Source organism: Crenobacter sp. CS_VA4, from assembly GCF_055597485.1.
The window spans coordinates 162,778-182,643 of sequence record NZ_JBVMAE010000004.1 but is presented as its reverse complement, the minus strand read 5'-3'; the positions used below and the strand labels follow the sequence as shown (position 1 = coordinate 182,643).

Annotated in this window: 21 protein-coding genes; 10 read left to right on the top strand and 11 right to left on the bottom strand. The window is 64.8% G+C overall.

Annotated features, from left to right (window positions below; genetic code table 11):
- Window positions 1-47: 47 nt before the first annotated feature.
- From phnY to ACZ2IA_RS05545, 3 genes are read right to left on the bottom strand one after another with little or no spacing between them, the layout of a single operon-like run.
- A complete protein-coding gene (gene phnY, locus ACZ2IA_RS05555; RefSeq protein WP_470291576.1) occupies window positions 48-1,490 on the bottom strand; it encodes a phosphonoacetaldehyde dehydrogenase in 1,443 nt (480 codons plus the stop codon).
- 18 nt (window positions 1,491-1,508) lie between these two features.
- Complete coding sequence (phnA, locus tag ACZ2IA_RS05550; protein WP_470291575.1) at window positions 1,509-2,735, bottom strand: phosphonoacetate hydrolase; 1,227 nt, start codon at window positions 2,733-2,735, stop codon at window positions 1,509-1,511.
- Between the two features lie 30 nt (window positions 2,736-2,765).
- Entirely contained in the window at window positions 2,766-3,461 is a 696-nt protein-coding gene (locus tag ACZ2IA_RS05545; protein WP_470291574.1) for a phosphonate utilization associated transcriptional regulator, read from the bottom strand.
- 216 nt (window positions 3,462-3,677) lie between these two features.
- Here ACZ2IA_RS05545 and ACZ2IA_RS05540 point away from each other — a divergent pair, with 216 nt between their 5' ends.
- The 6 genes from ACZ2IA_RS05540 to ACZ2IA_RS05515 all read left to right on the top strand — a co-directional run bounded on the left by ACZ2IA_RS05540 (window position 3,678) and on the right by ACZ2IA_RS05515 (window position 10,008).
- On the top strand, window positions 3,678-4,715 hold the full coding sequence (locus tag ACZ2IA_RS05540) for a putative 2-aminoethylphosphonate ABC transporter substrate-binding protein (RefSeq protein WP_470291573.1): 1,038 nt from the start codon (window positions 3,678-3,680) through the stop codon (window positions 4,713-4,715).
- Between the two features lie 68 nt (window positions 4,716-4,783).
- A complete protein-coding gene (locus tag ACZ2IA_RS05535) occupies window positions 4,784-5,914 on the top strand; it encodes a putative 2-aminoethylphosphonate ABC transporter ATP-binding protein (RefSeq protein ID WP_470291572.1) in 1,131 nt (376 codons plus the stop codon).
- Window positions 5,911-7,635 carry a putative 2-aminoethylphosphonate ABC transporter permease subunit gene (locus ACZ2IA_RS05530; RefSeq protein WP_470291571.1) on the top strand — a complete coding sequence of 575 codons (1,725 nt, stop codon included), beginning with the start codon at window positions 5,911-5,913 and terminating at the stop codon, window positions 7,633-7,635. Before ACZ2IA_RS05535 ends, ACZ2IA_RS05530 begins: the two co-directional genes overlap by 4 nt.
- A 45-nt stretch (window positions 7,636-7,680) precedes the next feature.
- Complete coding sequence (locus ACZ2IA_RS05525) at window positions 7,681-8,814, top strand: 2-aminoethylphosphonate--pyruvate transaminase (protein WP_470291570.1); 1,134 nt, start codon at window positions 7,681-7,683, stop codon at window positions 8,812-8,814.
- A gap of 13 nt (window positions 8,815-8,827) precedes the next feature.
- Window positions 8,828-9,178 carry a RidA family protein gene (locus ACZ2IA_RS05520; RefSeq protein ID WP_470291569.1) on the top strand — a complete coding sequence of 117 codons (351 nt, stop codon included), beginning with the start codon at window positions 8,828-8,830 and terminating at the stop codon, window positions 9,176-9,178.
- Window positions 9,179-9,630: 452 nt separating this feature from the next.
- Window positions 9,631-10,008: a Gfo/Idh/MocA family oxidoreductase gene (locus ACZ2IA_RS05515; RefSeq protein ID WP_470291568.1), complete on the top strand. Its 378-nt coding sequence runs from the start codon at window positions 9,631-9,633 to the stop codon at window positions 10,006-10,008.
- Window positions 10,009-10,112: 104 nt separating this feature from the next.
- On the opposite strand, the gene ACZ2IA_RS05510 is transcribed toward ACZ2IA_RS05515, so the two are convergent.
- The 8 genes from ACZ2IA_RS05510 to phnG all read right to left on the bottom strand — a co-directional run bounded on the left by ACZ2IA_RS05510 (window position 10,113) and on the right by phnG (window position 16,434).
- Window positions 10,113-10,682: a phosphonate degradation HD-domain oxygenase gene (locus ACZ2IA_RS05510; RefSeq protein ID WP_470291567.1), complete on the bottom strand. Its 570-nt coding sequence runs from the start codon at window positions 10,680-10,682 to the stop codon at window positions 10,113-10,115.
- Window positions 10,682-11,824, bottom strand: coding sequence for an alpha-D-ribose 1-methylphosphonate 5-triphosphate diphosphatase (locus tag ACZ2IA_RS05505; protein WP_470291566.1), 1,143 nt, complete (start codon window positions 11,822-11,824; stop codon window positions 10,682-10,684). Before ACZ2IA_RS05505 ends, ACZ2IA_RS05510 begins: the two co-directional genes overlap by 1 nt.
- Complete coding sequence (gene phnL, locus ACZ2IA_RS05500) at window positions 11,821-12,537, bottom strand: phosphonate C-P lyase system protein PhnL (protein ID WP_470291565.1); 717 nt, start codon at window positions 12,535-12,537, stop codon at window positions 11,821-11,823. Before phnL ends, ACZ2IA_RS05505 begins: the two co-directional genes overlap by 4 nt.
- A gap of 179 nt (window positions 12,538-12,716) precedes the next feature.
- On the bottom strand, window positions 12,717-13,487 hold the full coding sequence (phnK, locus tag ACZ2IA_RS05495; protein ID WP_470291564.1) for a phosphonate C-P lyase system protein PhnK: 771 nt from the start codon (window positions 13,485-13,487) through the stop codon (window positions 12,717-12,719).
- Complete coding sequence (locus ACZ2IA_RS05490; RefSeq protein ID WP_470291563.1) at window positions 13,484-14,323, bottom strand: alpha-D-ribose 1-methylphosphonate 5-phosphate C-P-lyase PhnJ; 840 nt, start codon at window positions 14,321-14,323, stop codon at window positions 13,484-13,486. Before ACZ2IA_RS05490 ends, phnK begins: the two co-directional genes overlap by 4 nt.
- Window positions 14,320-15,408 (bottom strand): carbon-phosphorus lyase complex subunit, encoded by a 1,089-nt coding sequence (locus ACZ2IA_RS05485; protein ID WP_470291562.1) that lies wholly within the window; start codon window positions 15,406-15,408, stop codon window positions 14,320-14,322. The genes ACZ2IA_RS05490 and ACZ2IA_RS05485 overlap by 4 nt, the downstream gene beginning before the upstream one ends.
- A 1-nt stretch (window position 15,409) precedes the next feature.
- The gene (phnH, locus tag ACZ2IA_RS05480; protein ID WP_470291561.1) at window positions 15,410-15,985 is read right to left on the bottom strand and encodes a phosphonate C-P lyase system protein PhnH; all 576 of its coding nucleotides are present in this window, start codon (window positions 15,983-15,985) and stop codon (window positions 15,410-15,412) included.
- The gene (gene phnG, locus ACZ2IA_RS05475) at window positions 15,985-16,434 is read right to left on the bottom strand and encodes a phosphonate C-P lyase system protein PhnG (protein ID WP_470291560.1); all 450 of its coding nucleotides are present in this window, start codon (window positions 16,432-16,434) and stop codon (window positions 15,985-15,987) included. Before phnG ends, phnH begins: the two co-directional genes overlap by 1 nt.
- 179 nt (window positions 16,435-16,613) lie before the next feature.
- Here phnG and phnF point away from each other — a divergent pair, with 179 nt between their 5' ends.
- The 4 genes from phnF to ACZ2IA_RS05455 all read left to right on the top strand — a co-directional run bounded on the left by phnF (window position 16,614) and on the right by ACZ2IA_RS05455 (window position 19,812).
- Window positions 16,614-17,342 carry a phosphonate metabolism transcriptional regulator PhnF gene (gene phnF / locus ACZ2IA_RS05470; RefSeq protein ID WP_470291559.1) on the top strand — a complete coding sequence of 243 codons (729 nt, stop codon included), beginning with the start codon at window positions 16,614-16,616 and terminating at the stop codon, window positions 17,340-17,342.
- The gene (locus ACZ2IA_RS05465; RefSeq protein WP_470291558.1) at window positions 17,342-18,040 is read left to right on the top strand and encodes a DUF1045 domain-containing protein; all 699 of its coding nucleotides are present in this window, start codon (window positions 17,342-17,344) and stop codon (window positions 18,038-18,040) included. Before phnF ends, ACZ2IA_RS05465 begins: the two co-directional genes overlap by 1 nt.
- Window positions 18,030-18,581: a phosphonate metabolism protein/1,5-bisphosphokinase (PRPP-forming) PhnN gene (gene phnN / locus ACZ2IA_RS05460; RefSeq protein WP_470291557.1), complete on the top strand. Its 552-nt coding sequence runs from the start codon at window positions 18,030-18,032 to the stop codon at window positions 18,579-18,581. The genes ACZ2IA_RS05465 and phnN overlap by 11 nt, the downstream gene beginning before the upstream one ends.
- A gap of 214 nt (window positions 18,582-18,795) precedes the next feature.
- Window positions 18,796-19,812, top strand: a complete 1,017-nt coding sequence (locus ACZ2IA_RS05455; RefSeq protein ID WP_470291556.1) for a putative 2-aminoethylphosphonate ABC transporter substrate-binding protein — start codon at window positions 18,796-18,798, stop codon at window positions 19,810-19,812.
- Window positions 19,813-19,866: the final 54 nt, after the last annotated feature.

The following is a 19,866-nucleotide window of genomic DNA, read 5'->3' as shown; positions in this document are numbered from 1 at the left end:
TCCAGATTCTGGTTTGTTGCCAAATCGAAATCAGACAGCCATGGCGATTACCAGGGCAGCGAGTAGGTCTTGGTGTTGGTGAAGCTCTTCATCGCCTCCTGCACCCCTTCCTTGTAGCCGAGGCCGGAGTCCTTGATGCCGCCGAACGGCGTCATCTCCAAGCGGTAGCCTGGCACCTCGCGGATGTTGACGCTGCCGACGTTGAGTTCGCGCACGAAGCGGGTGATGTAGTCCAAGCGGTTGGTACAGACCGACGAGGAAAGGCCGTAGGCGGTACCGTTGGCGATGCGGATCGCCTCGTCGATGCTCTTGAAACGGATGACCGGCGAAACGGGACCGAAGGTCTCGTGCTTAACGACCGTCATTTCAGGGTCGACGCGATCGAGCAGCGTCGGTGAATAGAGCGCGCCGTGGCGGATATTGCCGTAGAGCAGGCGGGCGCCACCGGCGATCGCCTGATTGACCACCGACTCGAAGTGGATCGCCGCCGCCTCGTCGATCACGGTTCCCATCTCGGTCGTCGGGTCCATCGGGTCCCCGTACTTCACCGCGCGGGTCTTCTCGAGTAGCAATTCGACAAACTGGTCGGCCACCGCCTCGTGCACGAGCATGCGCTTGATGGCCGTACAACGTTGGCCGGAGTTCTTGTAGGAGCCCCCGGCGGCCAGCGTGGCCGCTTCTTCGAGATCGGCGTCTTCCATGACGATGATCGGATCGTTGCCGCCCAGCTCCAGCACCTGGCGCTTGTAGACGGCCTTGCCGGCGATGTACTTCCCAATCGCTACGCCGCCGGTGAAGGTGACCAGGTCGACATCCGGGCTGGTCAGCATCTCGTCGGCAATTTCCCGTGGATCGCCGGTGATCACCGACAGCATCTCCGGCGGCAGGCCGGCTTCGTAGAGGATGTCGGCAAGCAGGAACGCGGCCAGGGGGGTCTTCTCGCTCGGCTTCACCACGATGCGGTTGTTGGTCGCTATCGCCGGCGCCACCTTGTGGATCACCTGATTGAGCGGATGGTTGAAAGGGGTGATCGCTGAGATCGCCCCGAGCAGCGGTTCCTTCAGCGTGTAGACCTTGCGGCTCTTGCCGTGCGGGGTGAGGTCGCAGGAGAAGATCTGCCCGTCGTCTACCAGCGCCTGGTTGGCGGCGAACAGCAGAACATCGGAGGCGCGGCCGACTTCGTACAGGGTGTCTTTGCGCGACAGCCCGGATTCGAGCGTGATCAGGTGGGAGATTTCGTCGCGGCGCTGAGTGATCAGTTCGCCGGCACGCATCAGTATCTTGTATCGGTCATGGCGGGTCAGCGTCGGGCGGTAGTCGCGGGCGATGCGGAAGGCGCGGCGCACATCCTCGAGCGTTGCCTTCGGGATGGTGGCGATCACCTCACCGGTGTAGGGATAGGTGACTTCGATGACGCGATCGCGGAACAGTTTTTCGCCGGCGATGCGGAGCGGCTCTTCGCGTACGGCGGGCAGGGTCGTGGCATTCATCGTCAATCTCCGCAAGGCTTATTGCGCGTGGTTGAGGGCGAGGTCGAGCGCGTCGAAGTTGCGCAGACGCCGATCGGCCGCGATGCCGGCGACAGGTCGGTTGCAGATCAGCGGCACGCGCTGTTCCGAGACCCCGCCGTGCGAGCGCAGAGGCACATCGAGGGCCGAGAGGTCGTGCCGATGCTTCGCGGTACCGATCACCGTGTTCTGCCGCGAGACGGCGACGATGTCGCCGATGCGGTCCGGCGGTAATTCAAAACGCGCCGCCGCCTCCTCGCGCGACAGCACGATTTCCATCCCCTCCAGGGCGGCGATGCGAGGTATCCATTCGGCCGCCGCAGCGGCATCGGGTGCGTAGACGGTGGCGAACGACCCGAGCGCCCCGTGGTGAACCACATAGGGGTCGGTAATCGGCAGAATGACGCGTGCCTTGCTGGCGCCGTACCAACCATCGAGCACGTCCTGCAGATAGATGACGTTCGGCTTGCCGGCGCTGTCGTGCTTGTCGTTCATGCCATGATCGGCGGTGATCACGATGGTCGCGCCCAGCGCGTCGAGTTGCGCCAGATAACCGTCCATCATCGCGTAGAACGCGTTGGCGGCCGCGCTGCCGGGTGCCGCCTTGTGCTGGACATAGTCGGTGGTCGACAGGTACATCAGATCCGGCCGGTAGCGCTCCATCAGCCTGACCCCGGCGGCGAACACGAACTCCGACAATTCGGCGCTATAGACCGAGGGAACCTGCATGCCGACCATGTCGAGCACATCGTCGATGCCGTTTTCCGCCAACGTCACCTGGTCGGCCTTTTCCGAAGAGAAGCAGATGCCCTTCATCTGGTGGCCGAGCAGCTTGCGCAGCTTGTCCTTGGCGGTGACCACTGCAACCTTGGCACCCGCGTCCGCAAAAGCGGCCAGCACGGTGCCGGCGCGCAAGTATTTGGGGTCGTTCATCATCACTTCTTCGCCGGCTTCGCGGTCGAAGAAGTAGTTGCCGCAAATGCCGTGAACCGCCGGCGGCGCCCCGGTGACGATCGACAGATTATTGGGGTTGGTGAAGGAGGGAACGATGCAGTCGGCCAGCAGGTTGGCCCCCTGCTGCATCACCCGTGCCAGAAAGGGGGCGACACCCGCCTCGGTGGCGGCGCGCAGGTAATCGGGCTCGCAACCGTCCACACATACCACCACGACCGGGCCACCCATCCAGCGGTAGCTTCTTCCGTTAACCTCAATGGTTCTCGTCGTCATTTCGGGGTTCCTCTGCTCTAGGTTGACTACTCAAGGTCCTTCGGCGCTTCTATCGGGCTGGCGTCCGAAGGCTTTCAACATGCGTGCGCGGCTGTCCGCGACGTGCGCCCGCAATGCCTCGCCGGCCTCATCGGCATTGCCTGAGGCGATCGCGGCGACGATCTGCCGATGCTCCGAGGCGGAGACATCGAGGCCGCCGCCGTCTGTCAGTGCCCGCATCCGAAACAGATGCAGCTCCTTGACCAGGCGACGGTAGGTCTCGGTCAACTTCTGGCTGCCCGCGTATTCGAGAAGCAGCTCGTGAAATTGCAGGTTGAGCCGGGCATAGTCGGCGGCCTGCTTTTCGTTAGCGGCCGTTTCCATCGCATCGACCATGGCATTCAGACGCTCCAACAGCTCCGGTGTGGCCCGCACCGCGACGCGACGCCCGACGATTTGTTCGAGCGCTTCGCGCAGTTCGTAGATCTCGTCCGCTTCTTCAACAGAGATCTCGCGCACGAAGACCCCCCGGTTCTTTTCGGTCCGCACCAGGCCGGCCGCCTCGAGTGTTCGGCAGGCCTCGCGGATCGGGCCACGGCTCGTGCCTATGCGCCCCGCGAGTTCGCTCTCATTGATGCGCTCGCCCGGCCGAAGCGCGCCGGTCATGATCAGGCGCTCGATCTCCTCTTGCACAAACATGGGCAGGGAGCTGGACAGTAGTAGTTGGATAGCGTTGTTCGGTTCCATGGTTTTCATTTAAGTCAGTGAATTGAAAACTGTCAACAGTTTGCAGTTAACTGTTTTCGGTTGACGGGCTGCAGGTGACGTTCTACAAATCATGATAGCAGCAGGTAGCACCCACGACTTGGCTGGGGGGTACCGCAACGGAATGCCTGTGCGAACCTCCTGGCAACAAGATGCATTAAAGATGTCTGTAGTCGGTTCAACCATAAGGAGAGAGAGATGAAGAGATCCCGGAGTCGCCTTGCATTCGTCCTGTGTTCCGCCGCTGTGCCGGCGCTGTTTTCAGCTAGCCTGTTCGCCCAGGAGAAGACCACGCTCCTCGTCTATACGGCGATGGAAACTGATTCGCTCAAGCTCTATAAGGACGCCTTCGAGAAGGCCAATCCCGACATCGAGATCAAGTGGATACGGGACTCCACCGGCGTCATCACCGCCAAGCTCTTGGCCGAGAAGGCCAACCCACAGGCCGACGTCGTCGCCGGTCTCGCCGCGAGTAGCCTTGCCGTGCTGAAGCAAGAAGGCGAACTGCTGCCGTACGAACCGAGGGGCTTCAAGGAACTGAACCCGGGCTACTCCGACACGGCCCGTCCTCCCACTTGGGTCGGCATGGACGTTTGGGCGGCGACGATCTGCTTCAACCGCGTCGAAGCGCAAAAGCAGGGACTACCCAAGCCGGAAAGTTGGAAAGACCTGACCAAAGCCGTCTACAAGGACAAGATCGTGATGCCGCATCCCGCCTCGAGCGGTACCGGCTATCTCGACGTCAGCTCATGGCTTCAAATGTGGGGAGAGAAAGACGGCTGGAAGTACATGGACGGCTTGCACAAAAACATCGCCCAGTATGTTCACTCCGGATCCAAGCCCTGTATGCAGGCCGGCTCGGGGGAGTTTCCGATCGGGATTTCCTTTGAGTTCCGCGCCCATGAAGTCAAGAAGTCCGGGGCACCGATCGACCTGATTTTCCCTAAGGAAGGTCTTGGCTGGGATATCGAGGCGACCGGCGTCATGAAAACCTCGAAGCACATGGCCGCCGCCAAGCGTTTTGCCGATTGGATGGCAAGCCGGGAGGCCAACACCATCACGTCCAACTGGTGGGCCGTGGTCGCCTACCCGGGGGTCGCCAAGCCTATCGAGGGCATCCCCACCAACTTCGAAAAACGCCTCGCCAAGAACGACTTCAACTGGGCCGCGCAGAACCGGGCACGCATCCTCGTCGAATGGAGCAAACGCTACGACAGCAAGTCCGCAGCGAAATAAGCGACGGGTTGGTCGGTGCCGCGACAGCGGCACCCTTTCCTACCGAACATGATGTGAGCGTGACCACTATGGATATGATCACTCCCCAGCCCATCGCCCGCCGAGAGCAGCTGTCCCCGGCTCTGGAAATCCGGTCGATCAGGAAGGACTTCGAGGCATTCTGCGCGCTGCGCGGAATCGATCTCACGGTCAATCAGGGCGAAATGCTCTGTTTTCTCGGCCCCTCCGGTTGCGGGAAGACGACGCTCTTGCGCATTATTGCCGGCCTCGAAACGCAGACATCCGGCAGCATCTACCAGAGCGGCCGGGACATTTCCAGGCTGCCTCCGGGCAAACGCGACTACGGCATCGTTTTTCAGTCGTACGCGCTGTTTCCCAATCTGACGGTCGCCGACAACGTCGCCTACGGCCTCGTCAATCGACGCGTCAAGAAAGCGGAGATCGGGGCCCGGGTGCAGGAACTGCTGACCCTGGTCGGCCTGCCGACCTCGGCCAAGAAATACCCGAACCAGCTCTCCGGCGGGCAACAGCAGCGCGTAGCCCTCGCCCGTGCGCTCGCTACGAGGCCGGGGCTGCTGCTGCTGGACGAGCCGCTGTCCGCCCTCGACGCCCTCGAGCGCATCCGGCTGCGTGGCGAGATCCGCCGCCTGCAGCAACAAGTCGGCATCACCACCATCATGGTCACCCATGACCAGGAGGAGGCGCTGTCGATGGCCGATCGCATCGTGGTCATGAACGATGGCGTGATCGAGCAAGTCGGCACCCCGCAGGAAGTCTACGAGCGGCCGGCGACGCCTTTCGTCGTCGATTTCATCGGCAAGGTCAACGTCCTCAAGGCGGAAGCGCTCGGCGGGCAGCGCTTTCGCGTCGGCAAGCTGGAACTGCTCTGTGACGGCTGCGCGAACGACTTCGCCCCCGGTTGCCCTGTCAATCTCTACCTGCGCCCCGAAGATCGGATTGCCGAGAACATCACCCCGGGGACGCCGAATCGGCTCAGGGTCCGGATCAACAAGGTCGAGTTTCTCGGCGGATCCTGTCTCGCCGAAGTCAGCTGCGAGGCACTGCAAGGCCAGTCACTCTGCCTCAGCTTCTCGCTCAACCAGTTGCACGACTTTGGTATCCGGGAAGGTCAGATGCTCGATATCGCTCTGCGTGTCCATCGGATTCGCGCCTTCGCCGCCAAGGGAGTTGCCGCATGATGAACCTTGCCCGCGCCCTCCCCAAATACCGTAACCGTTTCGAAACGCGCTGGAGCTGGGACGAGGTGATCGTACGAGGCATCCTGCTGCTCATCCTCGCCGCCCTTTTCACCTTCCTGCTGGCACCACTGTGGGCCATTCTGGTCAATGCCGTACTCGACCAGGAAGGCCACTTCGTCGGCCTCGCCCACTTCCGCGAGTACCTGGAAACGCCGGCGCTGATCCAGTCGGCATGGAACTCGATCTGGGTCGCGGCCAGCGTCGCGCTGATCTCCATCCCGTCCGCCTTCCTGTTCGCCTACGCGCTCACCCGCAGCTGCATCCCGGCACCGCTCAAAGCGGTCTTCCGCCTGATTGCGCTGATTCCGCTGCTCGCGCCTTCGCTGCTGTCCGCGATCTCTTTCGTCCAGTGGTTCGGCAATCAAGGGGTACTCAAGGAACTGCTCGGCGGAGCCTCGATCTACGGGGCCCCGGGGCTGATCATCGCCGAGGTCTACAACACCTTTCCGCACGCGCTGATGATCCTCGTCACCGCGCTCTCGCTCGCCGACGGCCGGCTTTACGAGGCCGCGAACGCATTGGGGACCCGTGGCCTGCGTAAGTTCATGACCATCACCTTGCCCTCGTGCAAGTATGGCCTGATCAGCGCCGCCACCGTCGTCTTCACCTATGTCATTTCCGACTTCGGGGCGCCGAAGGTCATCGGTGGCAATTTCAATGTCCTGTCGATCGATGTCTTCAAGCAGGTCATCGGGCAGCACAATTTCTCCATGGGCGCCGTGGTCGGCCTGGTGCTGCTCGTTCCCTCAGTCGTGTCCTTTGCTATCGACAGCGTCGTCCGGCGCAAGCTCAAAGCACAGCTAACCGCCCGCTCGGTCCCGTACACGCCGAAGCCGAACAGGCTAAGCGATGGTCTGCTCGGCCTCTACTGCACAACGGTCTGCGGCCTGTTGCTGGCGGTCGTCGGCATGGCGATCTACACCTCGCTGATCAAACTCTGGCCCTATAACCTGACGCTGACGCTCGACCACTACCGCTTCGCCCTGGTGGAGAGCGACATGGCGGTGGCGTACAAGAACAGCCTGATCCTCGCCACCGCGACAGCCTGCGCCGGTTCGCTGATCGTTTTCGTCGGCGCCTACCTGATCGAGAAGACCCGCAATCTGGGGCTGATGCGGCCGACGATGCACTTCCTTGCGGTGTTGTCGATGGCGGTACCCGGTCTGGTGCTCGGTCTCGGCTACGTGATCTTTTTCAATCACCCGGCCAATCCGCTGGGCTTCCTGTACCAGACGATGGCGATCATCATCCAGTCGACCATCATCCACTACTACACCTCCAGCCACCTGACGGCGGTCACGGCGCTCAAGCAGATCGACAACGAATTCGAAGCGGTGTCGGCGTCGCTGAAGGTCCCTTTCTACAAGACGTTCTTCCGGGTCACGCTGCCGGTCTGCCTGCCCGCCGTACTCGACATCGCGCGTTACTACTTCGTCGTGTCGATGGCCACGCTGTCCTGTGTGATCTTCCTCTACACCCCGGACACCATTCTGGCCTCGGTCGCGATCATGCACCTCGACGAGGCCGGCGAGGTGGGGCCCGCCGCCGCGTTGGCAAGCCTGATCGTCCTCACCTCGACCGCCATCTGCATCGTCTATGCATTGGCTACCCGTGTCCTGCTTGCTCGAACCCAGGCATGGCGCAACCTGCGTCGGGGCTGATCACGCCCCAGCATCGAAGAGCGCAACACCACCAAGGAGACATTCATGAGCAGCTTGTCTTATCCGATCCTTCTCACTCCCGGCCCGCTGACGACCTCGGCGCTTACCAAGGAAGCGATGTTGCGCGACTGGGGATCCTGGGACGCGGATTTCAACCAGATCACCGGCCGCGTCCGCGAGCAGGTTCTCCGCATCGTCCATGGCGAAGGCACCCATGAATGTGTCCCGCTGCAAGGCAGCGGCACCTTCTCGGTAGAGGCGGCGATCGGGACCCTCGTGCCGCGAGATGGCCACGTGCTGGTGCCGATCAACGGGGCCTATTGCCAGCGCATCGCCAAGATCTGCAAATATCTGAACCGCAAGCTGAGCACTTACGAGTATTCCGAGGATCAGCAGATCCGGGCCGAGGACATCGACCGCCTGCTCGCGATGGACACTTCGATCACTCACGTCGCGCTGGTTCACTGTGAAACCGGCACCGGCGTCCTCAACCCTCTCGACGAGATCGCACAGGTGGTGGCAAGGCACGGCCGGGGCTTGATCGTCGATGCCATGAGCTCCTTCGGCGCGCTCGACATCGATGCCCGCAAGACCCCCTTCGATGCGGTGATCGCCGCCTCCGGCAAGTGTCTCGAAGGCGTGCCTGGCATGGGCTTCGTCATCGCCAAACGCAGCACGCTTGAGAGGTGCGAGGGAAACAGCCACTCGCTGGCGATGGACCTCTACGACCAGTGGGTCTACATGGGCAAGACCAGCCAGTGGCGTTTCACTCCGCCCACCCATGTGGTGGCCGCACTCGATCAGGCGCTGCAGCAATATTGGGAAGAAGGGGGACTGCCCGCGCGCGGCGGCCGCTATGCCCGCAACTGCAATGCGTTGATCGACGGCATGGCGGAACTGGGCCTCGCCAGCTTCCTCGACCGCAAGATCCAGGCACCGATCATCGTCACCTTCCATGCGCCGAAGGATCCCAATTACGACTTCAAGACCTTCTACCAGGAGGTGAAGAAGCGCGGCTATATCCTGTACCCGGGCAAACTGACGCAAATCGAGACGTTCCGCGTCGGGTGCATCGGTCATTTCGGCGAGGCCGGCATCCCGGGTGCGGTGAAGGCCATTCGGGAAACGCTGACCGCCATGGGGATCCGCATGGTCGGTGCGGAAGCTTCCACGACTTGAGCGGAGGCAGGCCATGGCCATCACCCGGCACAACATCGTCAGGCGACGATCCGACATGGTGATTCATGACAAAACCATCTACATCGGGGGGCAGGTCGCAGAGGACAGCAGCGGCGATATCGAGGATCAAACCAGACAGGTCTTGGAAGGCATCGACCGATTGCTGAAGCTGGCCGGCAGCGATCGGCAACACCTGCTATCGGCACGTATCCTGCTTGCCGACCGGCATGATTACGAAGGACTCAACAAGGTCTGGGATGCCTGGTTCCCCCCGGGGCACGCTCCCACCCGCGCCTGTACCCTGGCAGAGCTGATCGGCCCGGCCTGGCGGGTCGAGATGATCGTGGTAGCGGCCGTACCTTAGAACGAGGAGGCGCAAGGCAAGGCACGTTGGCGACAATACGCCGGCGGACGGGTTGCGCCAGCCTTTGCAAGTCCGCCGCTTTCGAGCCGCTAACAAAATGAGGTATCGCCGAGTTTTGTTGGCGGCTCTTGTTGATCTCCAGAAAGCTGCGTCCTATGGACGTGGTGTCCACTGCCGCAGAGCAAGTCGGCTCCTCGCTCCTCATGGCTTTGTATTTGGTACACCTGGCCCGACTGGCGATGTCGCTTATCCCGCCGGTCAGCTTGGGCTACTCGCCGCGCGGCACACGCCTGCATTCATGGTGGCAATGGCAAGGGCTCTGCTATTGTTTTGTTTATGCAAATGGATTAATGTTTTTCGGCCAGTGTTGTTGTTTGTATAGACGGCGGGTTTCATCTGCTAGCGTGGCCTTTGCATCAACAAAGAGTCGCCTTCATAAGAAGAGGAGCATCATGGACAAGCAACGCATCGCCATTATCGGTCTGGGTCGAATCGGTACCGCGTTCCTGCGCGAAATGCTGGGCAAAAACTCACAGGGCATCGACCTGGTCTGTGCCGCGGAAACATCGCAGACCGAAGGCAAGGAGCAAGCTATCGCCGCCGGGGTAAAACTGCTGGTCATCGATGAAATCATCGCGCTGGGGAAGGGGATCGATGTGATCTTTGACCTGACCGGCCGTGCGGAAGTCCGCAAGAATTTGCGGGAGGCGCTGGCAGCCAGTGATAACCGCCATACCGTCATCGCCTCTGAGTCCATTTTGCGCGTGATCTGGTCATTGATCGGCGCCGAGTCGCTGCCGGTGGTCGAAGGTAGAAACATCGGCTACTAACGCCTGCGTCCAGTGCAGGGGGCCCCGGAACGGACTCTGCCGGATAGCGTGGTCCTGAAACCATCAAGCCCAACCGTTCTTCCGAACGGTTGGGCTTTGCACATTCAGCGCGGGTCGGCGGTTTCCAGATGGCGGGCCATCATGTCCCAGATCCATTCCACATCGACTAACGACCAGCCGCTGTCCTTGGCTTCTTCATCCAGTCGACGCACGGTGAGGACATCTTCCAGGTCGGCCAGCCGTTCGAAGGCCGCCACTTCGGCCGGGCTCATCGGCCCGCCCTGATAGCCGAGCGTGATGCGGCTCGCCTCCGAGAGCTGGTCGTGGTAGCCCGGCCGGGTGGCGCAGAGGTAGCGCTTGGCCGGTACGTGCAGCTGCACCAGGCGTGCCACGTTCTCGCCGAAGCCCAGCCGGCGCAGCGCGTCGGCCCCCAGTCTGTCATGCGCGGCGACGCCGTAATCGCCCATGGTCTCGACGCCTTCGTGTTCCAGCAGATGGCCGATGTCGTGCAAGAAGGCGGCCAGGATCACCGCTTCGGACAGGCCTTGCTCGCGTGCCAGGGTCGCGGCCTGCACCGCGTGGTCGAGCTGAGTCACCGCTTCTCCGTAGTGCTGTAGGCCGTGCGTCTCGAACAGCGTGCGTATCGTCGCGATGGGGTTTTCGCCAGCCACCATCAGAACACCCGCTTGCCGGCCTTCCACACCGTGTCGACCAGCGGCTGGCTGCCCACCGGTCGCACCCGCACTAGGTCGGCGCGCTGGCCGACGGCGATCACGCCACGGTCGGCCAGGCCCACCGAGCGCGCCGGATTGGCGGTGACGGTGGCGATGGCCCGGCTCACGCTCCAGCCGGCCTGTTCGGTCAAGAGGTAGGCGGCGTGCAGCAGGCTCGCCGGCACGTAGTCGGACGACAGGATGTCGAGCAGGCCGGCACGAGCCAAGGTCAGCGCCGACACGTTGCCCGAGTGCGAGCCGCCGCGCACGACGTTCGGCGCGCCCATCACCGTCAACAGGCCGGCGTTGCGCGCGGCCTGCGCCGCGTCCAGCGTGGTCGGGAATTCCGAGATCGCCACCTTGTCTTTCACCGCCTCGGCGATGTGCGCGAGCTCGGTGTCATCGTGGCTCGCGAGCGTCAGCCCCCGTGCGTGCGCCAGTTCCAGCACCGCCTGTTTGTGCCGGTCGGCGTAGGTGGCCTGCAGCTGGCGACGGTCCTCCACCGCGTCGAGGAAGGTGTCTTCGCTCCAGCTGACGTTCTTCTTGCCGTAGTACTTCTTGTACTGCTCGATGTCACGATACTGGCGCTGGCCCGGCGTGTGGTCCATCACCGACACCAGTTTGACTGCCGGGTGCTTGATCAGCGGGTTCAGTTCGCGCAACAGTTCCGGGTAGGCCAGTTCGCAGCGCAGGTGGAAGAAGTGGTCGGCGCGGAACACCCCCTCGGCGTTGCCGCGGTTGATCGCGTCGAACGAGGTATGCAGGGTGTCGAGCCGCACGCTGTCCTGCTCCAGATCGCCGACCGCCAGCGCGTCGAATACGGTGGTGATGCCGGCGGCGACGCACTGCGCGTCGTGGGTGATCACCGCCGGCAGCACCGGCCAGAGCACGCCGTTACGCGGCATCAGGTGTTTTTCCAGGTTGTCGGTGTGGATCTCGACGAGGCCCGGGATCAGGTCGTCACCCTGGCAGTCGACGGCGTTGGGGTTGGTCGAAACAGCGTCGCTGATCGCGCCGATCAGGCCGTTTTCGATGGTGACGGTGCCGCGTTCGAGCACGCCGTCCGGCAGCACGACGCGGGCGTTGGTCAGAATCAAATTCATGCAGAGACTTCCTTGGCGGGCTCGCGACGGGCGAGCGGAACGGTAAACAGGCGATCGGCGATCTGGTCGCGGGTGGCTTCGTCGTGGAAGATGCCGACCAGCGCGGCGCCGCGCGCCTTCGCCTCGTGCATCAGTTCGATCACCACCGCGCGGTTGGCGGCATCGAGCGAGGCAGTCGGCTCGTCGAGCAGCAGGATGGGCCGCGGCGCGATCATGCCGCGGGCGATGTTGACGCGCTGCTGCTCGCCGCCGGAGAAGGTGGCCGGCGGCAGGCTCCACAGCCGCTCGTGGATGTTCAGGCGGGCCAGCCAGTTTCCGGCCACGGCGCGCGCCGCGGCTAGGCTTTCGCCCCACTCGACCAGGGGTTCGGCGACGATGTCGAGCGCCGACACGCGCGGGATCACCCGCAGGAACTGGCTGACGTAGCCGAGGGTGTGGCGGCGCACCTCGACGATCTGGTGCGGCTGCGCCTCGGCCATGTCGACCCAGTGGCCATGGTGATGGATGCGGATCTGGCCGGCCTGCACCAGGTAATTGGCGTACAGCGCCTTGAGGAAGGTGCTCTTGCCGGCGCCGGACGGGCCGACCAGCGCCACGCATTCGCCGGCGGCGACCTGCAGCGAGACGTCGTCGAGCACCGGCAGCGCCAGACCGTCCTGCTGGTGCAGCACGAAAGTCTTGCTCACGTTCTGAGCGTCGATCAGTAAAGTCATAGTGATACCTGCCAATGGCAATCGTGTTGAGGCCTGCCTGCCGGCGCAACCGCACCCGTAGCCCGGAGGAGCCCGCAGGGCGAGTCCGGGGAGCGTGTCGGGGCGGACCCGGACTCGGCCCCTTTGGGGCACTCCTCAGGGCTACAGAAAAGGGCGTCGCTCGGCCGGCCGCTCATGCCTCAAGCCTGCAAAATCGAAGAAACCAGCAACTGCGTATACGGATGCTGCGGGTCGTCGAGAATCTGGTCGGTCAGCCCGGCCTCGACCACACGGCCCTGCTGCATCACCAGCGTGCGGTGCGCCAACAGCCGGGCCACGCCCAGATCGTGCGTCACCATGATTACAGCAATGCCAGTCTCGTGAACCAGTCGCCGCAGCAGGTCGAGAAAGCGCGCCTGTACCGATACGTCGAGGCCGCCGGTCGGCTCGTCCATGAACACCAGGCGCGGCTTGGTGACCAGGTTGCGGGCGATCTGCAGCCGCTGCTGCATGCCGCCGGAGAACTGGCTCGGGCGGTCGTCCAGCCGCTCGGCGCTGATCTCGACCTTTTCCAACCATTCGGCGGCGGTGGCGCGCAGCTCGCCGTAGTGGCGTTGGCCGAGCGCCATCAGCCGCTCGCTGACGTTGGCACCGGCCGACACGTTCATGCGCAGGCCGTCGCGGGCGTGCTGGGTGACGAAGCCCCATTCGGTGCGGGCCAGTCGACGGCGGTCGGCTTCGGCCAAGGGCAACAAGTCGTGCTCGGTGCCGTTGACGTCACGGAAGGTGACCTCGCCCTCGTCGGCGGCCAGCTTGCCGGCCAGCGTCGACAGCAGCGTCGACTTGCCCGAGCCGGATTCGCCGACGATGCACAGCACCTCGCCGGGGTAGAGATCGAAGCTGACCTCGCGGCAGCCGTAACGTTGGCCGTAGCGCTTGGCGACCTGACGGACGGAGAGGATCGGGGTCATTGCTTCGCCTCCTGCTGGTGCGTGGCGCAGTAATCGGTGTCGGAGCAGACGAATAGCCGGCTGCCGGCGTCGTCGGTGATGATTTCGTCGAGGTAGGACTCGGTCGAGCCGCACAGTGCGCAGTGGCTGTCCCACTGCTGCACGTCGAAGGGGTGGTCGTCGAAGGCCAGGCTTTCCACGTCGGTATACGGCGGGATCGCGTACAGGCGCTTCTCGCGACCGGCACCGAACAAGAGCAGCGCCGGGCTTTGGTGCAGCTTCGGGTTGTCGAACTTCGGGATCGGCGACGGCGAGGTGAGATACCGGCCGTTCACCATCACCGGGTAGTCGTAGCTGGTGGCGATGTGGCCGTAGCGGGCGATGTCCTCGTACAGCTTCACGTGCATCAGGCCGTATTCCTGGTGCGCGTGCAGCTGGCGGGTCTCCACTTCGCTCGCCTCCAGCGTGCGCAGCGGCTCCGGCTCCGGCACCTGGAACACGACAATTTGGCCGGATTTCAGCGCGGTCTCCGGGATGCGGTGGCGGGTCTGGATCACCGTCGCCTCGACGGTGCGCTCGGTGGTCGCCACCTCGGCCACCCGGCCGAAGAAGCGGCGGATGTTGACCGCGTTGGTGGTGTCGTCGGCGCCCTGGTCGATCACCTTCAGGGTGTCGGTCTGGCCGATGATGCTGGCGGTCACTTGGATGCCGCCGGTGCCCCAGCCGTAGGGCAGCGGCATCTCGCGGCTGCCGAACGGCACCTGGTAGCCGGGGATGGCGACGGCTTTCAACAGGCCGCGGCGCAGCATCCGCTTGGTGTTCTCGTCGAGGAAGCCGTAGTTGTATTCGATGTTCATGCCTCGTCCCCTTGCTGGGTGTCGAATTGCTTGCGCAGGGTGCGGATCAGCGACAGTTCGGCCTGGAAGTCGACGTAGTGCGGCAGCTTCAAATGCTGCACGAAGCCGGACGCCTCGACGCTGTCGGTGTGGTAGAGCACGAATTCCTGCTGCTGCGCCGGGGCGTGGATGTCTTCGCCCAGCTCGCTGGCGCGCAGGCTGCGGTCGACCAGCGCCATCGCCATCGCCTTGCGCTCGCCCTCGCCGAACGAGAGGCCGTAGCCGCGGGTGAACTGCGGCGGCGCGGTGCTGCTGCCGGCGAACTGGTTGATCATCTGGCACTCGGTCAGGGTGATCTCGCCGATCTCGACCTCGAAGCCGAGTTCCTCCGGGCATACCGTCACCGCCACTTCGCCCATGCGGATCTCGCCGGCGAACGGGTGGCTCTCGGCGTAGCCGCGCTGGGTGGAGTAGGCGAGGCCGAGCAGGTAGCCCTCGTCGCCGCGCGCCAGGTTCTGTAGGCGGGTGGCGCGGTCGGCCGGGAACATCAGCGGCTCGCGGGTCAGGTCCTTCGGCGCCGGGTCACCGTCGGCCGGCCGTTCCGGCTCGATCAGCCCCTCGCCGCCGAGCACGTCGAGCACACAGGGCAGCGTGTCCGGCAGCGGCTGTTCGGCCAACGTTGGGCTCGGCTGATTGCCAGTGGCGGCCAGGGTGAAGTCGAGCAGGCGCTGGGTGTAGTCCGGCGTCGGGCCGAGCACCTGGCCGCCCGGCACGTCCTTGAAGGTGCCGGACACGCGACGGCGCACCCGCATCGCCGCGGTGTTAAGCGGCAGGCTGTAGCCGAGTCGCGGCAAGGTGGTGCGGAACGCGCGCAAGAGGAATACCGCCTCGGTCGCATCGCCCGATGCCTGCTTCAGCGCCAGTGCGGCCAGCTCCTCGTCGTACAGCGACCCTTCCTGCATCACCCGCGCCAGCGCGAGGCGCATCTGGCCCTTGATCTGCGCCAGCGTCAGTTCCGGCGTTTCCTGCTCGCCGCGGCGCTCGGCGGCAAGCAGCTCGTAGGAATTCAGGATGGCGGTTTCCCCGCCCTTAACGGCAACGTACATGTCACAGCTCCCGGATAACGGTGGTGCGCGGCAGCCCGGCCACCGCATCGGCGCTGACCAGCAGCACGTCGACGCCGAGCGGGAAGCGCGCCTGGTTCACTTTCCAGTCGGCCCAGAACGCGGCAGTCAGCGCGCTGGCGCCGAAGCGGCGCGGCGCGGCGAAACCCGGGCCGCGGCCCTCGACCTGCTCGCTGCCGAAGCCGGCGGTCTCGACGATCAGCGTCGCCGAACGGTCCGGATAGGCCGGCTCGCCGGCCTTGAGGGTGGTAAGCAGAGGCAGCGCTTTACCGTCGCGCACCAGCACGAAGTCGGCGCTGGCCGGCTCGTCAGTCAGGCGCACGCCGCTGTGAAAGCGCAGCCATTCGGCGGCGCCGTCAGGTAGGTCGGCCGAAAACAGGCTGACCTCCTGGTCGAGCAGCGTCACCAGCAGCGCGGCGGTAGCGGGCAGCAGCCCCTCGGGTGCCGGCGGTAGCACCGGCAGGGTCAGCGGCGCGAGCGGCTCGGCCAGGGCGGCCAGCACGGTGCGGAAGGTGCGCTGGGCATCGTGCACCGGCGTGTCAAATTGAGGCAGTAACATCATTCCCCCCGAACCATGGTGAAGAACTCGACCTTGCTCGCCGCGGCGGCGCGGCTGGCGGTGGCGCGGCGTTCGGCCAACTCGGCCGCAAGCGGCGCGATCACGCCGGCCATCAGGTCGGCGTGGTGCACCGGGCTTTGCAGCAGCGCGTCGGCCAGCGCGGCCAGCTCGGCGTGGCGAGCGTCGGAGCCGCGCACCCAGGCGTGGCCGACCTGGCCTGCCAGGGTCACCGACGCGCGGGTGACGCTGGCTTCGCCGAGGTTGAACTGGGCGCCGGTGCCGCCGGCGCGGCCGCGCAGCATCACCAGGCCCGTCTCGGGGCGGCGCAGCCAGTGGGCGTTGTCCTCTTGCGGCAGGGCCGGGGTCAGCGCTTCGGCCAACCTGTCGGGCGGGGTCAGCGCGAGGATGCGCATCCAGTGCTGACGTTGCGGAATCGGGTGTGGGCTCATGGTTACCGCCGTTTCGCTAAAAATTCATATAAACGTATAGACGACTGCATGATAATGGTCGGCGAAGGCCGTTTAACAGCACAATCCGGTGAATTATTTGTGACGGTTCGATGGCGGGGCTGGACGTCTAGCGCCGTCTTCCCGCAAGCCGTCGCCACCGCTTTTTAAAGGACGACTCCATGATCGAACGTGGCTCGGGCATCGCCGTCTGGCGCCAGATCGAAGGCAGCTTGGCCGAAGACATCGCCAGCGGCGCGATGCCGACCGGCGAACGCATCCCCACCGAACTGCAGTTGGCCGAACGCTTCGCGGTCAATCGCCACACCATCCGCCGCGCGGTGTCGGCGCTGGTCGAGCGCGGCCTGCTGCGCGTCGAGCAGGGCCGCGGCACTTTCGTGCAGGAAAACGCGATCGACTACGCGATCAGCAAGCGCACCCGCTTCTCGCAGAACATGGCGCGGCAGAACCTGCGCTCGGACATCGAGCTCTTGGCGAGCGACAGCGTGCCGGCCAACGTCGAGCTGGCCGAGCTGCTCGACGTGGCGCAGGGCAGCGAGCTCTATAGGCTGAAGACGGTCAGCCGCGTCGACGGCCGCATCGTCGACACCTCGACGCTGTTCTTCCCGGCGCCGCGCTTCGCCGGGCTGCCGGCGGTGTACGCCGAACTGCGTTCGGTGACGCGCACGCTGGCGCACTTCGGCGTCGCCGACTACACCCGGAGATTCACCAAGGTCAGCGCGCGGCTGCCCGACGCCGAGACGGTTGACTACCTGCACCTGCCGAAGAACCGGCCGGTGCTGCACGTGAAGTCGCTGAACGTCGACGCCGACGGCCAGCCGGTGCAGTACGGCGTCACCCGCTTCAACGGCGACCTGGTGCAGCTGGTGATGGAAGAGGAGGACGAGTGATGCGCTACGCGCTCTATTACGCACCGCGTCAGGACAGTGCGCTGTGGCGGCGCGGCTCGGCCTGGCTCGGTTGGGACGCGGCGAGCGGGATTGTGGTGACGCAGCCCGGTTCGGAGACGGTGTCGGCCGAACGCTTAGTCCAGCTCACTCGGGTCCCGGCCCGCTACGGCTGGCACGCCACCTTGAGGGCGCCGTTCGCGCTGGCCGACGGCGTCACCGAGGCCGAGCTGATCGCGGCGACGCGGGCGCTGGCGCGGCGCTTCGCTCCGTTCACGGTGTCGCTGCGGGTCGAGCCGCTGAGCAGTTTCCTGGCGCTGCGACCGGATGGTGAAGACGTAAGCTTGGCCGAACTGGCCGCCGCCTGCGTAACCAGCCTCGCGCCGCTCGCTCGCCTGCCGGACGCCGCCGCTCAGGCACGCCGTGGCGCGGGCCTCGCCGAGCGTGAGCGCGAGCTGCTGGCGCGCTGGGGCTATCCCTATGTGTTCGAGCATTACCGCTTCCACCTGACGCTCAGCGACCATCTCGACGGCGGCGGGGAAACAGACCGGCTCGCCGCGTTCGCGCGCTCGCACTTTGCCGGCGCGCTCGAGGCCCGCGTCGACGGCATCGCGTTGTTCGTCGAGCCGGCGCCCGGCGCGCCGTTCCGTTATCTCGCCCACATCGGCTTCGACGGGGAGGTGCAACGCCATGGCGACTGAACGGGGGAGGCTCTGGTATGTGCTCGGCCCGTCCGGCGCCGGCAAGGACTCGGTGATCGGCTACGCGCGCGAGCGGCTCGGTGGCGACGCGCGGGTGCTGTTCGCGCACCGCTACATCACCCGCCCGGCCGATGCCGGCGGCGAGAACCACGTGGCGCTGCGCCCCGACGAGTTCGCGCAGCGCGAGCGCGCCGGCTGCTTCGCGCTGGTGTGGCACCGCAACGGCCTGTCGTACGGCCTCGGCGTCGAGGTCGAGCAGTGGCTGGCGCAGGGGCTCGACGTGGTGGTGAACGGTTCGCGCTCGGCGCTGCCGTTGGCCGAACGGTGCTTCCCGGGTCTGATCCCGCTGTGGATAGGTGCGAGCCCCGAGGTGTTGGCCAAACGGCTGGCGGCGCGCGGCCGCGAGAGCGAGGTGCAGATCCGCCACAGGTTGGCCGAAGCCGGTGCGTTCAGCCCGCCGCCGCATGCTCGGGTGCTGCTGAACGACGGGCTGCTCGCCGACGCCGGCGAGACGCTGCTCGGCTGGTTGTCGGGCCGCTAGCTCGAAGCCGGCCACGGCGGTCGGTGGGAAAGGGCACTTCGCAGGGCGTGCCACACGCAACGGCGTGACCGGGTCATTCCGCATGGCGAAAACTGTCACGAAGACGTCACCGCGATGTAACGGTCGGGATTTAAGGTAGCGGCGTTCGTACTCGTGTTGTGTGTTGCTACGTAGACAAATTCGTCTATACGTCTAAACTTTGTGGAGTGATTCGATGCAGCTCAAGTCCCTGTTCGCCGCGACCGCCGTGGCTCTTGTCTCGCTGTCCGCCACCGCCGCCAGCACGCTGACCGTCTATACCGCGCTCGAAGCGGACCAGATCAAGCCGTACGAAGAGGCGTTCGCCAAGGCGAACCCGGACATCAAGATCCGCTGGGTGCGCGAGTCGACCGGCGTGATCACCGCCAAGCTGCTGTCCGAGAAGAACAACCCGCAGGCCGACGCGGTCTGGGGCCTGGCCGCCACCAGCCTGCAGGTGCTGGGCAACCAGAACATGCTGCAGCCGTACGCGCCGAAGGGCCTGGCGCAGATCACCCCGCACTTCCGCGACCCGGCCAACCCGCCGAAGTGGGTCGGCATGGACGTCTGGGCCGCCACCGTCTGTTTCAACACCGTCGAAGCGGCCAAGAAGGGCCTGCCGAAGCCGACCAGCTGGGAAGACCTGACCAAGCCGATCTACAAGGGCCAGATCGTGATGCCGCACCCGGCCTCGAGCGGTACCGGCTTCCTCGACGTGTCGGCCTGGCTGCAGATGTTCGGCGAGAAGAAGGGCTGGAACTATATGGACCGCCTGCACGGCAATATCGCGCAGTACCTGCACTCGGGCTCCAAGCCGTGCACGATGGCCGCGTCGGGCGAGTACCCGATCGGCATCTCGTTCGAATACCGTGGCGCACAGCTGAAGGAGAAGGGCGCCCCGATCGACCTGATCTTCCCGAAAGAAGGCCTGGGCTGGGATCTGGAAGCCACCGCGATCATCAAGGGCACCAAGAACCTGGACGCCGCCAAGAAACTGGCCGACTTCGCCGCCAGCCGCGAGGCGATGGAGCAGTACGACAAGAACTACGCGGTGCTGGCGATGCCGGGCGTCGCCAAGCCGAACCCGCTCATCCCGGCCGACTACTCCAAGCGTCTGGTCAAGAACAACTTCTCGTGGGCTGCCCAGGAGCGTGATTCCATCCTGAAGGAATGGAGCAAGCGGTATGACAGTAAGGCCGCCCCGAAGAGCTGATGAAAGCGTCCACAAAGCTACTGCGCGGGCGTGATCTCGGGTTGGGCGGTCAGC

Coding starts and splice junctions, on each gene's coding strand:
- phnF (WP_470291559.1), top strand. CDS start 16,614: ATGATCGAACGTGGCTCGGGCATCGCCGTCTGGCGCCAGATCGAAGGC.
- phnY (WP_470291576.1), bottom strand. CDS start 1,490: ATGAATGCCACGACCCTGCCCGCCGTACGCGAAGAGCCGCTCCGCATC.
- ACZ2IA_RS05520 (WP_470291569.1), top strand. CDS start 8,828: ATGGCCATCACCCGGCACAACATCGTCAGGCGACGATCCGACATGGTG.
- phnA (WP_470291575.1), bottom strand. CDS start 2,735: ATGACGACGAGAACCATTGAGGTTAACGGAAGAAGCTACCGCTGGATG.
- phnL (WP_470291565.1), bottom strand. CDS start 12,537: ATGACTTTACTGATCGACGCTCAGAACGTGAGCAAGACTTTCGTGCTG.
- phnG (WP_470291560.1), bottom strand. CDS start 16,434: ATGAGCCCACACCCGATTCCGCAACGTCAGCACTGGATGCGCATCCTC.
- ACZ2IA_RS05490 (WP_470291563.1), bottom strand. CDS start 14,323: ATGAACATCGAATACAACTACGGCTTCCTCGACGAGAACACCAAGCGG.
- ACZ2IA_RS05530 (WP_470291571.1), top strand. CDS start 5,911: ATGATGAACCTTGCCCGCGCCCTCCCCAAATACCGTAACCGTTTCGAA.
- ACZ2IA_RS05535 (WP_470291572.1), top strand. CDS start 4,784: ATGGATATGATCACTCCCCAGCCCATCGCCCGCCGAGAGCAGCTGTCC.
- ACZ2IA_RS05545 (WP_470291574.1), bottom strand. CDS start 3,461: ATGGAACCGAACAACGCTATCCAACTACTACTGTCCAGCTCCCTGCCC.
- ACZ2IA_RS05505 (WP_470291566.1), bottom strand. CDS start 11,824: ATGAATTTGATTCTGACCAACGCCCGCGTCGTGCTGCCGGACGGCGTG.
- ACZ2IA_RS05455 (WP_470291556.1), top strand. CDS start 18,796: ATGCAGCTCAAGTCCCTGTTCGCCGCGACCGCCGTGGCTCTTGTCTCG.
- ACZ2IA_RS05525 (WP_470291570.1), top strand. CDS start 7,681: ATGAGCAGCTTGTCTTATCCGATCCTTCTCACTCCCGGCCCGCTGACG.
- ACZ2IA_RS05465 (WP_470291558.1), top strand. CDS start 17,342: ATGCGCTACGCGCTCTATTACGCACCGCGTCAGGACAGTGCGCTGTGG.
- ACZ2IA_RS05485 (WP_470291562.1), bottom strand. CDS start 15,408: ATGTACGTTGCCGTTAAGGGCGGGGAAACCGCCATCCTGAATTCCTAC.
- phnN (WP_470291557.1), top strand. CDS start 18,030: ATGGCGACTGAACGGGGGAGGCTCTGGTATGTGCTCGGCCCGTCCGGC.
- ACZ2IA_RS05515 (WP_470291568.1), top strand. CDS start 9,631: ATGGACAAGCAACGCATCGCCATTATCGGTCTGGGTCGAATCGGTACC.
- phnH (WP_470291561.1), bottom strand. CDS start 15,985: ATGTTACTGCCTCAATTTGACACGCCGGTGCACGATGCCCAGCGCACC.
- ACZ2IA_RS05540 (WP_470291573.1), top strand. CDS start 3,678: ATGAAGAGATCCCGGAGTCGCCTTGCATTCGTCCTGTGTTCCGCCGCT.
- phnK (WP_470291564.1), bottom strand. CDS start 13,487: ATGACCCCGATCCTCTCCGTCCGTCAGGTCGCCAAGCGCTACGGCCAA.
- ACZ2IA_RS05510 (WP_470291567.1), bottom strand. CDS start 10,682: ATGGTGGCTGGCGAAAACCCCATCGCGACGATACGCACGCTGTTCGAG.